The following is a 19,269-nucleotide window of genomic DNA, read 5'->3' as shown; positions in this document are numbered from 1 at the left end:
ACCTCTCATTCATGATCATCGTCCACTGGTTCCTGGAACTCTATAACTTTACCCTCTACTGCATGGATGAAGTGATCTTCCATTTTACCATCCTTCAATTCTACACGAACATGCCATGTCGGAGCAAACACTTGTGTTTCCGTTAGTTGAACAAGAGTTGAGTAGCCAAGCTTCATACCTACTATTTTCGAATTTGGACTCAAATGCCCACGCGAAGACAATGAACCGATGGCTTCAATAGGTGACAAAAGGTCTTTTTTACGATTAAAATCAACAAATTCACCAAACATCCTCTGTTCGTAATTCGTCACTTTCCCTTCCTCGTCCCAATGAATGACTAACATAGCATCTGGGCTGAAATAGATTGGACGATTATTTACTTTCTGAAAGAATAAGGCTTGTTGTTCCTCCTCATTCACTTTCCATAGGACATACTCCATACCATTTCGTACGTACTTGGATAGGAATTCAGTAAAAGCATACTCTCCCTTACCATTCCGTACACTGATTGGAATGTCCATTTCGGACTGTAGGTAAGTACCATTCAAAATATCTATCGTTTGATTCTCCAAATTCTTGGTCTGTTCCTTCGTGAATGTCACGATTTTTGCAGAGACATAGGAAGAATCCTTTGTCGCCGGTGGCAACCCCGTAAATGTTATATTATCCAGTCCAAGCGATTCCTCAATCGATGTTTTCCCCATTACTTGCACATTTTGTGTTTCCATCACCCGGTCCAGATAAAGTTTGTAAAGAAATACGTTTAATATGGAAAATACGATAATAAAAATAGTCTTTGTCTTATTCCAATCCAATGATTCCACCTCCCAATTGCTCTGGTGAAACACGGACCCAAGTGCCTTTCGTTAGATAAAACCAAGACGGTTCCATGATGAATAATCTACGTTCTAAATCATGCCTCATAAAATAACCAATTGTCAGTTCCTCAATCGCACTAAAATCCAGCGCTTCTGAGTTTTTCAGCATCTCCGTAATTTCAACGCCAGACGGCAAAAGCTCGACATCTGTTTCAGGAAATGGTAAATCGAGTGTATAGTATGGCCTAGCATAGCTTAATATTCGATTATTTCCCCATACTTGCGTCATTTCAGTTGAGTTTGTATCTCCATAAACGGGAAGTCCGTGTAGGAACAATTGGAACTTTACGTAGCGGGATTTTGGACTCATACTTGTATATCTAAATCCATCTGTCCAGCCACCATGTTCATTGACAAAGTCGATTGTATTGAATAACAACTCCGAAGCAACGGCAAGTTCCTGACTTTCTGGAGCCGGCACAACGTATTTCAACGTCTTCTTCTCCGTGTCAATACTCATCAATGCATGGTCGTCTTGGTACTCCTCTTTATTCAATCCAGATTGACTTCGTCGCACAGCATTTGGATTACTAAAAAGTGCATCACGGAAACGGGATGGGTTGATCTCCCTTTGGTAATACATATTACGTATTGTTTCCACAGGCTCTGCCGCTACTGCAATAAATGGCAAGTGGCCAGGATTACTATCGGCATACTGCCCAAGATTCCTTCCCCATGTCAAAAGAGAACGATGGACGCTTGGATAATCATCTACCTTCGCTTTGGCTCTATATAATAATTGATTCCCCCTGCTTACAAAGCTAATATTCATCGATTTGCTAGTCGGATTCCAATCAACAATAAGTCGATCAAAAGTCGTTTCTGGCACAGTCATTTTAGGATCCACACCATTTAACACAGTATTATAGACTGGAAGAGGTACTTCACCATGAAAATACAATGTAAATTGATTAGGCGTCCTCATCAGGACATCTAATTTTTTAGCAGTAAAGTTATTATCTACAAGCGTAAATTCTGAAATTCTCCATTTTTTTAATCCATTTAATACATAATCGATATCCGTAGGGGCAAGCGTTCCTGTCAAACCCTCTTCAAAATTGAAGATAATCTTGTAAGGTTTAATAAGCTCATCAATTGACATTCTTTTCGCAATGGAAATATCAACAGTCGGCAAGTCCTCAGATGTTTCATAGCTAGGGGTATACGACCAGATTGCAAACGTAAAGACGATACTTAACGTGACGAGTAAGAGCAAAATGATCGATTTAACCGTTTCAATATATTTCAATCCCACTCACCGTCCTCTTGAAGTTCAAACGGCAACGTGAAGAAAATAGTTGTTCCTTTTCCTTCTTCACTCTCCGCCCATATATCCCCTCCATGCGCGATAACCATCTCACGAGCAATTGCTAGACCTAAACCTGTACCACCCATTGCACGCGACCTTGCGCGATCAGCACGATAAAATCTATCAAATATCCGCTTGACATTCGCTTGTGGAATTCCCATCCCATCGTCCGAAACCATCACTTTAATAAAGTGATCAGACATCGTTACACCAAAACGAATATCGCCGCCATCCGGTGAATATTTCAGCGCATTAGAAATAATATTATCAATAACCTGTGTCATTTTATCTGTGTCGATTTCAACAAACAAATCTGCCGATGGAAGTAGCCGCTTAAAATCGCCCTCATGTGTTTTTGAAAACTCAAAGCGATCAATAATCGAATTGAAAAAATCATTGAATTCGACCCACTCGCTATTCAAATCGTAATTTCTGCTATCCATCCTCGATAACTTCAGTAAATCATTCACGAGCCTGATCATTCGCTCTGTTTCTGTTTGCGTAACATGGAGGAAGGACGGCGCAATCTCCTCGTTCTTCCAGGCTCCATCAGCAAGTGCCTCCAAATAACTACGCATCGTCGTCAGAGGCGTACGCAATTCATGGGACACATTTGACACGAACTCACGTCTTTCCATATCAATCTTCTCTTGCTCTGTATTATCGTGTAAAACAACAATAAGCCCATTTACAAAGCCTGTCTCTCTTTGCGTGATGGAAAAATTAGCCCGTAAAATATAAGATTGCTGTTCTGTACTAAAATCCAATGCAATAGAATCCTTTATTTGAATCAAATCTTCAAATGCATACTCCTGTTCAAGTCCAAGTATGCTAGATATCGGTCGATTTAAAACAATATCTCGAGTCATTTTAAGCATGACAAGTGCCGCGTCATTAATGAGACTCACACGGCCTTTTCGGTCTGTCGCAATGACACCATCTGTCATATTCTCAAGCACTGAGGCTAGCTTTCGACGCTCACTTTCCGTCGTTGACTGGGACTCTTGTAGCTGATTTGTTAGATGGTTAAAGGCAATCGCCAGCTGGCCTAATTCATCATTACCATAGACATGTACTTTGCGCGAAAAATTCCCTTTCGCCATGGCCTGTGCCTGGCGCCGCATATCGGATATCGGTCTCGTCATCGTCTGTGCAATGAAAATACCGATGATAATGGTAATCGACAATGAAACAGCAGTCCCAACCGCTAAAATTTCATTAATCTCATCGATTTGTGTAAAGACCTTTTCAATATTTGATTCGAGATAAAGCGTACCGATCACTTCGCCGCCGACCATTATCGGCTTTGCAAGAACCCATATGCGTTTTCTCGTTTTTTGATCGAGACGAATATTTTCTTGAGCTAATTCTGACGTGATTGATTTTTTCACGAGATCATCCATGGAACGCTGTCCTACCATCGTCTGATTATCTAGAACAGAACTTGCTAGGATACGGGACCGCGAATTAATAACTCTAATTTCGTTAATATCTTCTGACGTAGATGCAAAGCCCAAAAGGACAGTCCGAAGACTCTGCTCGGGCGTCGGATCGTCCGTGGATCTTTCTTTCATCATTTCCTCACGCACACTGAATTCGACTAGATTCATCCGATCTTCAATCGAGGTTGTAAAGTTTGTTTTCAACGTCTGTTCAAGTTTACTTGCGAAGTAAATCCCGATGATTTGCATCGCAAGTAAAATAAGCATCACATAAATTAGTACAAATTTAACGTGAATGGAGCGAAAAAAGCCAACCTTCTGCATCACAATTACTCCTGTTCCGGATCCCGTAAATAATAGCCCACTCCACGTCTTGTTACAATCCATGCTGGGTGACTTGGTGTATCTTCGATTTTTTCGCGTAAACGACGAATCGTCACGTCGACTGTTCGCACATCTCCAAAATAATCATAGCCCCATACAGTTTGCAAGAGATGCTCACGCGTCATTACTTGCCCAATATGCTTTGCAAGATAATGAAGAAGTTCAAATTCCCGATGTGTCAACTCAATCGTTTCATCTCTTTTTTGTACGAGATAAGCATCTGGCTGGATAATTAAATGGCCTACTTTAATATTATTTGTAGTCTCTTCCTGCTCTTCCGACACTGATTTCATATGCCTGCGTAGGTTTGCTTTTACACGTGCGATGAGTTCTCTTGTACCAAAAGGCTTTGTTACATAGTCATCGGCTCCCAACTCAAGACCAAGAACTTTATCAATTTCTGAGTCCTTCGCAGTTAACATAATGATTGGAAAATCATACTTCTTTCGAACTTCTCGACATACTTCCATACCATCCCTTTTAGGCAACATAATATCAAGTAGCATAAGGTCCGGCTTAACTTCCTCCACCTTTTCAAGTGCCTCTTCCCCATCATAGGCACAGAAAACTGTGAATCCTTCTTTTTTTAAATTAAACTCCAAAATATCTGCAATTGGTTTTTCATCATCAACAATTAGGATTGTTTTATTTTGCATAGTACATCTCCTCATATATTATGTTTAAGGCCCTTTTAATAGCGCAATTCATGTCCTTTTACTCTATCATGGTTCCCTTTGATTCGCACGTTCTACTTTAAAACCCATACTACCTATTTCCCGGGAAATAGTTCATAAGTAATTGTGAATCAATCATGCCCCAGCGTGATTGCGTCCGGATTTTTTTCGAGCTCGCTAGAAAAAATCCGCGACATCCGCCGGAGCTTGGACTTCCGCTGAATTCAGATAAAAAGAGACGGTACAACATTGTGCACCGTCCCCATTACCTATTTATCTTAATACGCTCATTGGATTGATATTCGCACCACTCTTCATGACTTCAAAGTGAAGGTGAACACCTGTAGAGCGACCTGTGGATCCCATGATACCTATCGCTGTTCCTTGTGGGACGGTTTGTCCAACTTTCACATCGATGGATGACAGATGGGCATAGAGTGTTTCATAGCCATTGTTATGTGTAATGACAATTCGATTACCATATGCCCCCTGCCAGCCAGCAGCCGTCACGACTCCGTTATCCGCAGCCTTGATTGTACGCGCGGATGGTCGTGCGATATCAATTCCTTGGTGGGTTCTTCCCCAACGTGTTCCCATCTGACTAGACACGTATCCTCCAACAGTAGGCCAAACAAACGAGCCTGTTCCTCTTGAAGGCATCACCTTTGTCCCAACAACTGTTACTGCATCAGTTGCTTCCACAAGAATTTCTTCTTCTATTACAGAACTACCCAAAGTTTTACCGTTACGTTTGCGAATGAGTCTAGTAACATCCTTCTCTCCGTCCTTACCTTCTTGTGTCACTTTCTTTTCGCCTTTATAAACAGAACTATCTTCTTCAGTTCGTACTTTGTGTGGAATGACTTCTTTTTGTCTTGTTTCGTAATGAACTTCAACTTCGACGTATGGTTCAATAACCGTAACATTTAGTTCATCTTCAAGTTGAAGAACCGTATCTACTGTTAAACCTGGATTTAATTCTAACAGCTTAGCAGTTGTCATATCGTGTGCAGCCGCAATCGTTCCAAGAACATCTCCCGATTTGACAATATAGTTCTTTTGTTCAAGTGTCCCTTTATTCAGTAGGACCACTGCTTCTTCAACTGTTCTTACTTCGTTTGGAGCCGTTTTATCGGCTACCGGCTGTATCTCACTACTCATAAGAATATTGGCAATCCGTGTTTCATTGTCCTTTAGAGCGGGTATAGATTCAGAAGACTTTGTGCGAGCTTCGAATTCGTTAAGCTCCTTCTCAGTAACAGATTGCAACTTCAGCTTTCGAATCACTTCATCATATGCAGCCATATCGTTGACGTAGAATGCCGGTTCTCCATCGATGATAATACTGACTGCCTCAGCTTCTACGGATAGCATGTCGTGAAGCTTTTCAAGGACGATTTCATCGTCAACTTCCGCCGTGAATACTCGTTCTGGAATAACTGACAAATCTGTTGCTATTGTGAGCGGGAGATTCTCAAATTCGGAGGCCGCCTTTTGTAGTTCCTCTGCTTTCAATTGTTCTAGTTTCTTTTCATCAGATAAGACACCTACATATTCTCCATCTGAATAAATATGGAATATGGTCAAGAGACCCGTATGTTCATCTGAAATTGCAAAACCTTCATTCATACCAAGCCCTGCTAACATCATCGTGCTAATCAAAATTGCCAGGACTTTTCTAAAAGGACGTTCAAAAATAGACAATGTTCTTTCTGTTTCGTCCTGTTTATCTTTCTTGAATAACATATATGAAACTCCTTCCGTATCTCAACTGGAAGACCGATAATGGTCATTATTTGCACTGTATAATTTACACGCTCCTCTAATTTAACATATTATCTCCAGTACTTATAGCTTTATAGTCCTTTGTAACGGGAATGTATAATACCATCCAATTATATTCCATATTTCCAGTCAAATTATCAAATTAGTTTCTTTTCTGACGAGTTATTCGTCTATCACTCCCTCGTTTATACATTTATCGACCCATTTACCTGCCACTTTTGTCATTATATCGATTTGCTAATTAGAAAGGCATCCTGTCTTCCCGAAATTTCAGGAAGACAGGATGCCTATTTTTAATAAGCTGCAGCTGATTCGTGCTGACTCCAGTCAATGTTCACAAATTTATTATATTCCTTTGCAAATGCAAGTGAGACCGTGCCCGTCGGACCATTCCGCTGCTTAGCAATAATAATTTCAATGATATTTTGATTTTCTGTTTCTTTATCATAATAATCTTCCCGATAAAGGAAAGATACGATATCCGCATCTTGCTCAATACTCCCCGATTCCCGAAGGTCGGACATCATCGGACGTTTGTCTTGACGTTGCTCAACCCCACGAGAAAGCTGGGATAATGCAATGACAGGTACTTTTAATTCCCTAGCAAGTCCCTTCAACGAACGAGAAATTTCCGATACTTCCTGTTGCCTGTTTTCACCAGCACGTCCACTACCTGAAATGAGCTGTAAATAATCTATTATAATCATCCCTAGCCCATGTTCCTGCTGTAAACGACGGCATTTAGAGCGGATTTCATTGACTCGGATCCCCGAAGAATCATCGATAAAAATACCGGCATTTGACAAGCTCCCCATTGCCATCGTCAGTTTACGCCAATCTTCCGCTTCTAACGCTCCTGTTCGCATCACTTGCGCATCGATGTTGCCCTCTGCACAAAGCATCCGCATGACCAACTGCTCTGCTCCCATCTCCAAACTGAAGATGGCGACATTCTCATCTGTTTTTGTGGCAACATTTTGCGCTACGTTCAACGCAAACGCGGTCTTACCGACAGAAGGACGAGCAGCAAGAATGATCAAATCATTGCGCTGAAAACCAGCCGTCATTTTATCTAAATCAGTAAATCCTGTCGGAATACCCGTGACATCTCCCTTACGCGTATGAAGAAGTTCGATGTTATCGTACGTTTCAACGAGCACGTCCTTAATATGTCGGAAGTCACCTGCGTTTTTCCGATTGGATACTTCCATCATCTTCTTTTCGGCTTCGGATAACAAGGCCTCGACTTCATCTTCCCGTGCATAACCATCTTCAACAATAGATGTAGCTACTCGAATGAGACGTCTAAGCAACGCTTTCTCTTCCACAATACGTGCATAGTGTACAATATTAGCTGCCGTCGGGACTGAGTTGGCAATCTCCATCAAATACGAAATCCCACCGACATCTTCCAACTCTTTTTTTGCTGATAATTCTTCCGTAACCGTGACAACATCAATTGCTTGTCCTTTATCACTAAGGATGATCATCGTTTCGAAAATCTTCTGATGTGCCATCCGGTAGAAATCCTCTGGAATCAGAAGCTCTGCCGCCGTAATAAGTGCCTGCGGTTCAAGGAAAATTGCTCCAATGACTGACTGCTCCGCTTCATTATTATGGGGTGGGATACGATCGATCATCTGGTCCATCTTGCCATCGCTCTCCTTGTCATTCTTCCGTTACATGTACTTTAAGCGTTGCTGTTACATCCTGGTGTATTCTAATCGGAACATTCGTAAAGCCAAGCGCACGTATTGCGTCTGGTAACTCCATCTTACGTCGATCTACTTTAATGCTTTCACTTTTCTGTAACGCGTCGGCAATTTGTTTTGTTGTAATGGAGCCGAATAGTCGACCGCCTTCACCAGATTTTGCCTTCATTTCAACCGTTATTTTTTCAATCTGTTCTTTCAACACTTTTGCCTCCGCCAGTTCTTCAGCAGCATCCTTCTCGACCCGCTTTTGCTGGCCTTCTAATTTGCTAAGGTTTCCTGGAGTTGCTTCAATTGCCATGTTGTTTTTCAGTAAGAAGTTTTGTGCGTAGCCTACGGATACTTCTTTCACTTCACCTTTTTTACCTTTACCTTTAACGTCTTTCAAAAAAATTACCTTCATTATGAATTTCCCCTCTCCATTTTCATCTCTATGACGGACTTCAGCATTTCTTCGGCCTTTTCAACCGATTCAACTTCTAGCTGACAAGCAGCATTCGTCAAATGGCCGCCGCCGCCAAGCTCCTCCATAATAAGTTGAACGTTCAATTCTCCAAGAGAACGTGCACTTATTCCTATTTTACCATCTGCACGGTTTGCAATGACAAATGAAGCAACAATTCCTTGCATCGTCAGTAAAATATCGGCAGTTTGAGCTATCAAAACCGTACCATAGACGACTTGATCTTGCCCTTTTGCAATGGCAATTCCCTTATCAGACAGCTCGACTGTCTCAATCAATTTCGCACGGGCAATATATGTGTTGATGTCTTCTTTTAACAGCTTTTGAACCAGGATTGTATCCGCACCATTTGTCCGTAAATACGATGCAGCTTCAAACGTTCGAGCCCCTGTCCGAAGCGTGAAACTTTTCGTATCCACAATAATACCTGCAAGTAATGCCGTCGATTCAAGCATCGTCAGCTTCTCATGTTTCGGTTGGTATTCAATCAATTCTGTAATCAGTTCAGCAGTGGAAGATGCATAAGGCTCCATATAGACAAGCATTGTGTTATTGATGAATTCCTCTCCACGTCTATGATGGTCAATCACAACGACCTTCTCCGCCTTGTCAAGAATCCGTTCATCAATAACCAAACTCGGTTTATGTGTATCAACGATGATAACAAGTGACTTCTCCGTAATCATCGATAAGGCATCTTCCGGATTGATAAACTGACTAAAAAGAGCTGTATTACGTTCAATTTCATCCATCAACCGTGTTACACTACCGTCCAATTCATTAAAATTGACGATGACATAACCTTCAATATTATTCATCCGGGCCATTTTCCGAACACCAATTGCCGCACCGATTGCATCCATGTCTGGCATTTTATGCCCCATGATAAACACTTTATCACTGCCCTGGATTAGATCGCGTAAAGCATGAGAGATAACCCTTGCCCGGACTCTTGTTCTTTTTTCGACAGGGTTTGTTTTGCCGCCATAAAATTTCAACTTACCATCCGTACGCTTAATAGCAACTTGGTCACCACCACGCCCAAGAACTAGATCTAAGCTTGACTGTGCAAGCTCTCCCAGCTCTATGAGTGATGGAGACCCCATCCCAACGCCGATACTAAGTGTCAGTGCTGTACTTTGTTTGGCGGTTGTTTCGCGAATACTATCCAAAATCGAGAATTTATTTTTTTCCAGACCTGCTAATATTTCTTCATTGAACACGGCAAGAAAGCGGTCGGAAGATATCCTCTTTACATAAATTCCGTTTTCCGTCCCCCAATTATTGATGAGTAATGTCACAAGAGAATTAAGCTGGCTTCTTGTCTGATCATCCATGGCTTGTGCAAGTTCATCATAATTATCGACAAGAATATTGGCGAGAACTGTGCGATCTGCATAGTAAAGTGATTCTATCTCTATTTGCCCAGTAATATCAAACAAATAGATAAGCCGCTCTTCTGCTTTGTAAAAAACATTATAGGACCGTTCGCCGACCGTCAAAACGGAGTGCTCTGGACTTTCACTTTTCACAATGGCATTAAACTGCTTGGACAAATCAAATAGCTCTTTCCCAATAAGGGATTCTCCATCAAATATCTTGACCACGTATGGATTGGCCCACTCAACAATATTTTTGTCGTTGATGAGCAAGATGCCAATGGGTAATTCAAGGAGTGCTTCTTCCCCGACTTTCTTCATCCTGTACGACAGTGTCTCGATATGCTTTTCTGTTTCAACGTACGTTTGTTCTTCTAACTTCCACGCAATTCCAACTGCTATCACAAACAGAATGGCAAAAAGAAGTCCTACCCAAGACTTGGATAATAAAAGGAGTACTGCTGCCATTACACCGAGGACCGACAATGCCGACAATGGATAACGGATTGCCCTTTTTCTAAAAAACGACGTCATTGCCCCATCCCCTTACTTCACCTTGTCTTTTCGAATCCAAGCACGTATATTCATGCCTGCATCCAATATCCCTAGCATTGTTGTTATCGGACTCAATAGCAATGCAAAACCGGTTGCAACGACCGTCACTACTTTCGGTAATTTCATTTCATGCATATAGTGATGGATTAATGAAATTCCTTGCAGTAAAAACAGAAATCTTAAGATCATCGTTGCATTGATGGAAATGAGATAAAAATTTGTTCCTGGTTCTGTTGCTACGAACAGTGACAACAGAAGTACAACTCCATAAAGAATCACCGTCATCACTGGTAATTTCATCTCACGGAAAGGAGGGAACTTTGGAACCGCATTGCCTAATCGGCTGGCAACTTCAAGGTTCAAAGTGATATAGATGAATGCCAGTACGAAGACACTGATGATAAACATAGATGGGATTGCTGTTTGATAAAATTCAATTTGCGAATCCATCATCTCGTTATAATTATCAGGAAGCCCTCCGACTTTCCCCATAAATGATGACATCTGTACTCGCACTTCATCGATTACTTTAAATAACTCATCGATGGCATTAAAATTGAAGGCAAAAACAGCTGCCACATACATCATCATACCTGTTATCAGCAGAGTAAGGCCTGTCGCCATCAGCGAATACAATTTGGTTTTACCAGTCTTAACTGTTTCTCCTACAACAAAACCAAGTAATCCATGAATCAAGGCAAACGGGACGAGTAAAATTCCTCCGATGAGCAATGACAGCATAACACCTGTCGCAGTTACGAGAAGCGACGATGTACGATCGTAGCGTAATCTGTACAAAATAATCGGCAATGGGATAAAAAACATTGTGACATTCCCAAGAAGAGGTGCGTAAAGTGAAACAGCGAGTAAGATTGCAAACAGCGCAATCATCATGGCTCCATACGTAATTTTTCTGGCATTGTCTTGCATAATATAGATTCCTCCGGTCTTTCGTTGGACGACTTGTTTTACCTACCTATTTACCCTCGAATTCCTTATCGGCGGATAGTCCCCTTAATTGTATCATGATTACTATATTTTAACCAAAAATAGAACGTATGTACCCTCATTATTTGAATAAAAAGACCGCCCTGGTACCGGTTATTCCGGTCTGACAAGGCGGTCTATATGAATGAAATTATCTTTCTTCCGAACTGAATGGAAGAAGTGCCATGATACGTGAGCGTTTAATTGCAAGTGTCAGTTTACGCTGATACTTCGCGCTTGTACCTGTTACACGACGAGGCAAGATTTTCCCACGCTCAGAAACGAATTTCTTAAGCAGGTCAGTATCTTTATAGTCGATGTTTGTAATATTGTTTGATGTAAAATAACAAACCTTACGGCGTCTTTTACCTCCACGACGTGGTGCCATATTATTTCCCTCCTTCTCGGCTTCCGATAAGCGGCGCATTGCGTTGTCAGCTTCAATCACTCAGATCCTCACGTGCCTAAGCACGCTCCGGTCTTCACTCACTCGCTTCCTAGCACTGCTTGCTTCTCGAAACCCTCGTAATAGTAACTATGCACAGTCGATCTTAGAACGGCAGGTCGTCATCCGATACTTCAATCGGACCTCCGCCTGTCGAAAACGGATCGTTATCAGTACGTGTATAGTTCTGTTGATTTGGTTGTTGTTGATATTGCTGAGTCGGCTGCTGATTCTGATAGTACGGTTGCTCGTTCTGCTGAACGCCTTGGTTGTGGCTTGGTGCTCCATAACCAGCTCCGGACCTATCGGCAGTGGATGCATTGCGAGGCTCAAGGAATTGGACGCTGTCTGCCACAACTTCCGTCATGAAAACACGTTTTCCATCCTGACCGTCGAAACTGCTTGTCTGAATACGACCTTCAATTCCGGCTAGGCTGCCTTTCCTTAAAAAGTTCGCAGTGTTCTCCGCCTGCTTTCTCCAAGTTACACAGTTGATGAAATCAGCTTCACGCTCACCCGATTGGCTCGAGAATGTTCTATTCACCGCAAGGGTAAAACGAGTAACTGCTACACCAGTTTGTGTATACTTAAGTTCAGGGTCTTTCGTCAGTCGGCCAACTAAAACGACACGGTTAATCATCAGAATTCAACCTCCCTCATCATTTTGTAAGTTTCACCTGTAACGGTTATATATAGATTAGCCGTCGATACGAACAGTCATATGACGAAGGATATCTTCGTTGATGTTCGCAAGACGTGTAAATTCATCGATTGCTTGAGTACCAGCGTTTGCTTTTACAAGCTGGTAGAAACCTTCACGCAAGTCGTCGATTTCGTAAGCAAGACGGCGCTTGCCCCACTCTTTCGACTCGATGATTTCCGCACCATTAGAAGTTAGGATACCGTCAAAACGTTCGATCAACGCTTTTTTCGCTTCATCTTCTACCGTTGGGCGGATGATATACATGATTTCGTACTTTCTCATCTTCAGTCACCTCCTTATGGACATTGGCCCTGCTGATTGCAGCGGGCAAGGAGTAAGTAATACTATTACTCACATCAGTATATATTAGCACGACTTTAATAATTTTTCAACTATTTTATTGTATACTTTACAAAAGAGGTGATTTTGTTGAATGAACTTCCTGAACCCGACAAAATAATTTTGATTGATTTGCCGAAAGTTGCCAAGACTAGTTTACTCATTACGATTGGAACGCTTTTACTATTATGGGCTGCACATATCGTGATTGAACAACAATTTTCTTTTTCAATTTCGATATGGTCAGTTATATGGTTTATCATCGGGTATATCGTACTCATTGTGTTACATGAGTTATTCCATCTACTTGGCTTTCGCCTTTTTGGGAACGTACCGTGGAAAAGTATGATTGTCGGTATCAATTTAAAGTTGGGAGTTGCCTATGCCACAACCGATAAACTCATGACAAACCATGCGATACGTAAAGCGCTACTACTCCCTTTTTGGATGACTGGTGTAATGCCAGCCATTATCGGGCTTGCGATTGGCAATGGACTGTTGATTGGCTTGTCTGCCCTTTTAATAGGTGGAGCGGCTGGAGATTTTGCGATGTACAAAGAGTTGCGTAAGCTACCTGATGATTGGTTAGTAAAGGATGATCCTGAGCTACCACAATTATATGTCTTTGCAACCGATACATTAGATAAATAAGTATACGCAAAAGCCACACTTGGATTCAATTCCAGTGTGGCTTTTGTATTTATTCAATTACACCTTGGCGTAATTGCGTCCAGATTTATTCAAGCTCACTCGAAAAGCTCCCCTAAAAATCTGTGACTTCCGCCGAAGGCTTTGATTCGGCAGGGGTTTGCTGAATCAAGTTAGACGTTAAAGCGGAATAGCATAACGTCGCCATCTTTAACGACATATTCTTTTCCTTCAAGACGTACTTTCCCTGCTTCTTTTGCTGCAGCCATTGAACCTGTAGCAACAAGATCTTCATACGCCACAGTTTCAGCACGGATGAAACCGCGTTCGAAATCCGTATGAATGATTCCTGCACATTGTGGTGCTTTCATCCCTTTACGGAATGTCCATGCTCGTACTTCTTGTACGCCTGCAGTGAAGTACGTTGCAAAGCCTAGAAGTTTATAAGAAGCCTTGATGAGTTGATCGAGACCAGATTCTTTGATACCTAATTCTTCAAGGAACATCGCTTTTTCTTCATCTTCAAGTTCAGCCATTTCTTCTTCTATTTTTGCACAAACAACAATCACTTGCGCATTGTCTTTTGCCGCAAATTCACGAACAGCTTTCACATTCTCATTACTATCAGAATCCGCCACTTCATCTTCTGAAACATTCGCTACATACAGCATCGGTTTAATCGTCAGCAGATTCATCCCTTTTGCAAGAACAAATTCCTCGTCAGTAAACTCAACAGAACGAGCAGGTTTATCATTTTCAAATGCTTCTTTTAATTTGATTAAGATTGGTTCCTCTGCAAGTGCAACTTTATCTTTCTGTTTCACCATTTTAGAAACACGTGCCAATCGTTTTTCAACGCTTTCCAAATCTGCAAGTATCAATTCAAGATTGATGACTTCAATGTCTTTGATCGGATTGACTTGACCAGATACATGCGTAATATTTTCGTCAACGAAACAACGAACAACTTGGCAAATGGCATCTACTTCGCGAATATGCATAAGGAACTTATTTCCTAGTCCTTCGCCTTTACTTGCTCCTTCAACAATTCCTGCAATGTCCGTAAATTCAAATGCCGTCGGTACAGTTTTTTTCGGTGTAACAAGTTCTGTCAGTTTATCTAGTCTTTCATCAGGTACTTCAACGATGCCCACATTTGGATCAATCGTACAGAACGGATAGTTCGCCGCCTCTGCCCCTGCTTTTGTAATCGCATTGAACAATGTAGATTTACCTACGTTAGGTAGACCGACGATTCCAGCTGTTAATCCCATTTGTTCCACAACCTCTCATTTATATGTCCGCTCATTCACTCATACATGCTATATGCAACTCTTCCATTATAAGGACAGCAGGTCTAGTTGTCCATTAACGATTATGATTCCGCCTTTACCAATACCTTTTTCATCTTCTTCGAAAATTCATTGCGTGGAATCATGACACTGTGTCCACAACCAACACATTTAATACGAATATCTGCGCCCATTCTAATAATCTTCCAAGCATTTGTTCCACATGGATGTTGCTTTTTCATTTCTACAACATCGTTTAAGCCATAGTCTTTAGCTTCCATAAAAACTACACAATCCTTTCTCATTTAAAGATTTGCAAATGATTTCGTTACCAATGTCGGATAGGGTATTTCAATACCTTGCTCTTCAAAATGATTTTTCAACCCCACACTAATGATTCTTGCACAATCATAATGCCGCATTGGTTTCGTTTCCGCAATGATGCGTACAATCACTTCTGATTCCTTAAAATCATGCGCACCCAATAACTTTGGTGCGTGAATAAAATCATTGTCCACCTTCGGCAATCGTGCTAGAAATTGCTCAATTAGACTTTCGGCTTTATCCATACCGACATCGAAAGGTATTGTCACATCAACAATTGCCAACGAATTTTTCATCGAATAATTAACGACTTGGCTAATCGTTCCATTCGGCAATATATGAACTTCTCCAGTGAAACTTTTGATTTTCGTCGTACGCAATCCAATCTCTTCGACAATACCCTCCGCAACGCCTATTTTCACATAATCGCCTACCGAAAATTGATCTTCAAATATGATGAAAAAACCAGTGATCACATCCTTCACAAGACTTTGCGCACCAAATCCAACAGCTAACCCAAGCACCCCGGCTCCTGCAAGAAGCCCCTTCACGTCAATTGAGAATTCCTCTAAAACTGCAAGAATGGCCGAAAAATAAACAACATATGATAATGTGTTTTCTAACAACTTTAGCAATGTAGTGTCACGTCGTTCTGAGCGGCGTAAAGGACTTTTCAATTTCACCTGGAAAATACGACGAATAATAACTTTCCCTATTTTGATAACTACAGCTGATAGTACGACGATAAACATAATTTTTACTGCAATCATGCCTAAACCCGTCCACGTCTCTTCACTAAATAATAATCTCCTAGCCTTATCCAAAACCCCTTCCAACTTAAAAACCGCCTCCCCTCTGTATAATTAATTGTTCACAAGCATAGACTAGTTTATAAAAAGGAAATGGAGTTTTTACATGAAAGCTACTCTTTCTTCAACGTGCAATTACAGGATCCACTATAAGGAAACAGGTGCAGTTTGGAAACTAAGTTCATTATTCCTGCAACACATTCCATTTGATACACATGAAATCATTTTTTTCTGTATTGGAACGGATCGATCCACAGGAGATGCATTAGGGCCATTAGCTGGTTCTCTTCTTTCTGAATCTCCTTTATTCCCTTTCCCTGTAATCGGGACGCTGGAAAACCCATTACATGCTCTTAATCTTCAACAACATATTAACCAAACGCAGCTGGACAACCCTTCTGCTTTCATCGTTGCTATTGATGCCTGCCTCGGTCAAGGAACTTCCATCGGTCAGCTCATTCTCCATAGCGGCCCTATCCATCCCGGCAAGGCAGTCGGCAAAGAGCTTCCCCCTGTTGGTGACTTGTCTATTAAAGGCGTCGTGAATATTGCTGGCTTCATGGAACATGCGGTCTTGCAAAGCACGCGGCTCCATCTTTCATTCGAAATGAGCCGTATTGTTGCTAGAGCGCTTCAACTAGCTTATAGTCGTCACAAGTCATGAGAGAACATGAACTATTGTGACAATTACTCCAACTACGACAATACCCGGAATTAAATTGGCAACTCTAATTTTTGTTAAACCAATCAAATTCAACCCAATAGCCAAAATCATTAATCCGCCTGTCGCCGTCATTTCCGAAATGAAGAAGTTAAGTAATTCATCCGATACAAAACGGCTAATTTGTGTTGAAAATAACGTGATAATTCCTTGATAAAGAAATACTGGGACAGCAGCGAAAGCTACGCCTATTCCTAATGTAGAACTCAAAATAATCGATGTGAAACCATCAATAATCCCTTTCAAAAGGAGCACATCATGATCATTTCTCAATCCACTATCTATTGCTCCAATAATCGCCATTGATCCTACGACAAATATCAATGTCGCTGTAACAAATCCCTGTGCAATACCAGGGCCTTTTTTATTTTTAGGCATTTTACTTTCCATCCACTGTCCAAGATGATTTATTTTGGCATCAAGATCCATCCATTCGCCAGCGACTGCACCAAGGACAATACTAATAATAACAATCAAAATTTGTGTACTTTCAAATGTCATTTGTATGCCAATTACAGCGACTGCTAACCCTATTCCATACATGACCGTCTCTTTCATCCGCTCCGGTATGTTATGTAAAAACCTTCCTATGAATGCTCCCATAATTATTAAAAGAGCATTTGCAATTGTCCCGAATAAAACCATACTCCACTTCCATTCATTAACTTAAAAATAATACCTATTTTGCACACTTCGCAAAATAGGTATGTACTTACTCGTTCAATAATTCAAGTATACGTTCAAGGTCGTCTTCAGAGAAAAATTCTATTTCTATTTTCCCCTTACTTTTGGTCTTTTTAATGGTTACATTTGTTCCGAAATAATCACGTAAATTTGATTCGCGTTCAGCTAAAAATAGATCTTGTTTCTTCTCTGTTTTTGTTTCACGTGGAACATCATCATTCAGTTTTTGGACAAGTTTTTCAAGTTGTCGAACATTAAGTCCTTCTTTTAAGACTTGTTCTGCCACAAGAGGTATTTGTTCTTTTTTTCGAAGACCAAGCAATGTACGTCCATGCCCCATCGATAATTTACTTTCAGAAATGTAATTCCTGATTTTCTCGGGTAAAGAAAGCAAACGTACATGGTTTGCAATATGCGGTCTACTCTTACCTAATCGAAAAGCCAGCTGTTCTTGAGTAAGTCCAAGATTATCCATGAGGCTGTGATAGGCTTCCGCTTCTTCAATAGGCGTCAAATCTTCCCTTTGCAAGTTTTCAAGAATTGCCCACTCCATTGTTTCTTCATCCGTTAATACCCGAATGATTGCCGGTACTTCTTCAAGACCCGCTAGTTTAGCTGCCCGAAAACGTCTTTCACCTACAACGATTTCATATGTAGAACCTGTTTTCCTCAAAATAATTGGTTGAAGAATGCCATGTTCTTTAATTGATGCACTTAATTCTTGTATGGCATTGTCATCAAATACTTTTCTCGGTTGATACGGATTTGCTTTAATACTTTTCACATGAATTTGTTCCACTGACTCTGCTTTCGTCAGCGACTCCCCAGGGAATAAAGCATTTAAACCTTTTCCAAGGCCTTTAGCCATTGTGTACCACTTCCTTCGCCAGCTCTAAATATACTTCCGCTCCACGGGATCTTGAATCATAAATAATAATAGGTTCCCCATGACTCGGTGCTTCACTCAACCGTACATTTCGTGGAATGATTGTTTTGTACACTTTGTCTTGAAAATACTTTTTCACTTCATCTATTACTTGTATACCTAAATTTGTCCGTGCATCAAACATTGTCAGTAAAACGCCGTCAATCATTAGGCCTTCATTCAAATGTTTTTGAACGAGTCGTACTGTACTTAATAATTGGCTCAACCCTTCAAGTGCATAATACTCGCACTGAACGGGAATAATAATTGAATCTGACGCCGTTAATGCGTTGATCGTTAATAATCCAAGGGAAGGTGGACAATCGATGATGATATAGTCATACAAATCCTTAGCTTCCTGTATGGCGTGTTTCATCCGTACTTCTCTTGAAATGGTGGATACTAGTTCAATTTCCGCTCCCGCCAATGAAATAGTAGCAGGTATAATATCTAGATTCTCCACTTTCGTTGAACGGATGACGTCTTTAATATCAACATCATCAATTAAAATATCATAAATACATTTCTGAACTTCTCCTTTGTTCACACCTACCCCGCTTGTCGCATTACCTTGTGGATCAGTATCAATCAACAAGACTTTCTTCCCTATATGTGCAAGACAAGCACTTAAATTTACGGATGTTGTCGTTTTTCCGACGCCTCCCTTTTGGTTGGCAATCGCTATAATTCTCCCCAAAGTCTGCACCCGCTTTCCTGCTCTTTAAGTTTCAATCTATTCTAACTACTAGTTTATCAAAAAAACCATTGCAAGTGGGGAAAAGTGTAGTAAAAAAACTCCTGCTTTTAGTAA

General features: G+C 41.0%; 20 protein-coding genes. 2 read left to right on the top strand and 18 right to left on the bottom strand.

The annotated features are described in order from the left end of the window. Positions 1–5: 5 nt before the first annotated feature. From R2B72_RS10875 to rpsF, 12 genes are all read right to left on the bottom strand, one after another. Positions 6–815, bottom strand: coding sequence for a two-component system regulatory protein YycI (locus tag R2B72_RS10875; RefSeq protein ID WP_318616563.1), 810 nt, complete (start codon positions 813–815; stop codon positions 6–8). Continuing rightward, entirely contained in the window at positions 802–2,133 is a 1,332-nt protein-coding gene (locus R2B72_RS10870; RefSeq protein WP_318616561.1) for a YycH family regulatory protein, read from the bottom strand. The genes R2B72_RS10875 and R2B72_RS10870 overlap by 14 nt, the downstream gene beginning before the upstream one ends. Continuing rightward, positions 2,124–3,953 carry a cell wall metabolism sensor histidine kinase WalK gene (gene walK, locus R2B72_RS10865; RefSeq protein ID WP_318616559.1) on the bottom strand — a complete coding sequence of 610 codons (1,830 nt, stop codon included), beginning with the start codon at positions 3,951–3,953 and terminating at the stop codon, positions 2,124–2,126. The genes R2B72_RS10870 and walK overlap by 10 nt, the downstream gene beginning before the upstream one ends. Positions 3,954–3,958: 5 nt before the next feature. Further along, the gene (yycF, locus tag R2B72_RS10860; RefSeq protein WP_318616558.1) at positions 3,959–4,669 is read right to left on the bottom strand and encodes a response regulator YycF; all 711 of its coding nucleotides are present in this window, start codon (positions 4,667–4,669) and stop codon (positions 3,959–3,961) included. Positions 4,670–4,960: 291 nt separating this feature from the next. Then, positions 4,961–6,433 carry a peptidoglycan DD-metalloendopeptidase family protein gene (locus tag R2B72_RS10855; RefSeq protein ID WP_318616556.1) on the bottom strand — a complete coding sequence of 491 codons (1,473 nt, stop codon included), beginning with the start codon at positions 6,431–6,433 and terminating at the stop codon, positions 4,961–4,963. Positions 6,434–6,765: 332 nt separating this feature from the next. Continuing rightward, entirely contained in the window at positions 6,766–8,121 is a 1,356-nt protein-coding gene (dnaB, locus tag R2B72_RS10850) for a replicative DNA helicase (protein ID WP_318616554.1), read from the bottom strand. A 19-nt stretch (positions 8,122–8,140) separates the two neighbouring features. Beyond that, positions 8,141–8,587 carry a 50S ribosomal protein L9 gene (gene rplI, locus R2B72_RS10845; protein WP_318616552.1) on the bottom strand — a complete coding sequence of 149 codons (447 nt, stop codon included), beginning with the start codon at positions 8,585–8,587 and terminating at the stop codon, positions 8,141–8,143. Then, positions 8,587–10,560 carry a DHH family phosphoesterase gene (locus R2B72_RS10840; protein WP_318616551.1) on the bottom strand — a complete coding sequence of 658 codons (1,974 nt, stop codon included), beginning with the start codon at positions 10,558–10,560 and terminating at the stop codon, positions 8,587–8,589. The genes rplI and R2B72_RS10840 overlap by 1 nt, the downstream gene beginning before the upstream one ends. 12 nt (positions 10,561–10,572) lie before the next feature. Beyond that, a complete protein-coding gene (locus R2B72_RS10835; protein WP_318616550.1) occupies positions 10,573–11,511 on the bottom strand; it encodes a YybS family protein in 939 nt (312 codons plus the stop codon). A gap of 208 nt (positions 11,512–11,719) precedes the next feature. Continuing rightward, the gene (gene rpsR, locus R2B72_RS10830) at positions 11,720–11,956 is read right to left on the bottom strand and encodes a 30S ribosomal protein S18 (RefSeq protein ID WP_318616549.1); all 237 of its coding nucleotides are present in this window, start codon (positions 11,954–11,956) and stop codon (positions 11,720–11,722) included. 163 nt (positions 11,957–12,119) lie between these two features. Further along, positions 12,120–12,653, bottom strand: coding sequence for a single-stranded DNA-binding protein (gene ssb / locus R2B72_RS10825; protein ID WP_318616548.1), 534 nt, complete (start codon positions 12,651–12,653; stop codon positions 12,120–12,122). A 57-nt stretch (positions 12,654–12,710) separates the two neighbouring features. After that, a complete protein-coding gene (rpsF, locus tag R2B72_RS10820) occupies positions 12,711–12,998 on the bottom strand; it encodes a 30S ribosomal protein S6 (RefSeq protein WP_318616547.1) in 288 nt (95 codons plus the stop codon). 144 nt (positions 12,999–13,142) lie between these two features. On the opposite strand from rpsF, the gene R2B72_RS10815 reads away from it, so the two are divergent. Then, positions 13,143–13,706, top strand: a complete 564-nt coding sequence (locus tag R2B72_RS10815; RefSeq protein WP_318616545.1) for a DUF3267 domain-containing protein — start codon at positions 13,143–13,145, stop codon at positions 13,704–13,706. A 170-nt stretch (positions 13,707–13,876) separates the two neighbouring features. Here the strand turns inward: R2B72_RS10815 and ychF are convergent, their stop codons facing one another. The 3 genes from ychF to R2B72_RS10800 form a co-directional block, all read right to left on the bottom strand. Continuing rightward, positions 13,877–14,977 (bottom strand): redox-regulated ATPase YchF, encoded by a 1,101-nt coding sequence (ychF, locus tag R2B72_RS10810; protein WP_318616544.1) that lies wholly within the window; start codon positions 14,975–14,977, stop codon positions 13,877–13,879. A 101-nt stretch (positions 14,978–15,078) separates the two neighbouring features. Then, on the bottom strand, positions 15,079–15,276 hold the full coding sequence (locus R2B72_RS10805; RefSeq protein ID WP_318616542.1) for a DUF951 domain-containing protein: 198 nt from the start codon (positions 15,274–15,276) through the stop codon (positions 15,079–15,081). Between the two features lie 24 nt (positions 15,277–15,300). Then, complete coding sequence (locus tag R2B72_RS10800; RefSeq protein ID WP_318616541.1) at positions 15,301–16,155, bottom strand: mechanosensitive ion channel family protein; 855 nt, start codon at positions 16,153–16,155, stop codon at positions 15,301–15,303. A gap of 79 nt (positions 16,156–16,234) precedes the next feature. On the opposite strand from R2B72_RS10800, the gene yyaC reads away from it, so the two are divergent. After that, positions 16,235–16,792: a spore protease YyaC gene (yyaC, locus tag R2B72_RS10795; protein ID WP_318616540.1), complete on the top strand. Its 558-nt coding sequence runs from the start codon at positions 16,235–16,237 to the stop codon at positions 16,790–16,792. Here yyaC and R2B72_RS10790 read toward each other — a convergent pair. The 3 genes from R2B72_RS10790 to R2B72_RS10780 form a co-directional block, all read right to left on the bottom strand. Further along, on the bottom strand, positions 16,787–17,494 hold the full coding sequence (locus R2B72_RS10790; RefSeq protein WP_318616539.1) for a DUF554 domain-containing protein: 708 nt from the start codon (positions 17,492–17,494) through the stop codon (positions 16,787–16,789). The genes yyaC and R2B72_RS10790 overlap by 6 nt on opposite strands. A 67-nt stretch (positions 17,495–17,561) precedes the next feature. Further along, the gene (locus R2B72_RS10785; protein WP_318616538.1) at positions 17,562–18,401 is read right to left on the bottom strand and encodes a ParB/RepB/Spo0J family partition protein; all 840 of its coding nucleotides are present in this window, start codon (positions 18,399–18,401) and stop codon (positions 17,562–17,564) included. Continuing rightward, a complete protein-coding gene (locus tag R2B72_RS10780; RefSeq protein ID WP_318616537.1) occupies positions 18,394–19,155 on the bottom strand; it encodes an AAA family ATPase in 762 nt (253 codons plus the stop codon). The genes R2B72_RS10785 and R2B72_RS10780 overlap by 8 nt, the downstream gene beginning before the upstream one ends. Between the last annotated feature and the right edge of the window lie 114 nt (positions 19,156–19,269).

The organism is Sporosarcina sp. YIM B06819, from assembly GCF_033485175.1.
GTDB lineage: Bacteria > Bacillota > Bacilli > Bacillales_A > Planococcaceae > Sporosarcina.
The sequence above is the reverse complement of the archived record's forward strand: the minus strand, read 5'-3'. Positions and strand labels throughout refer to the sequence as shown.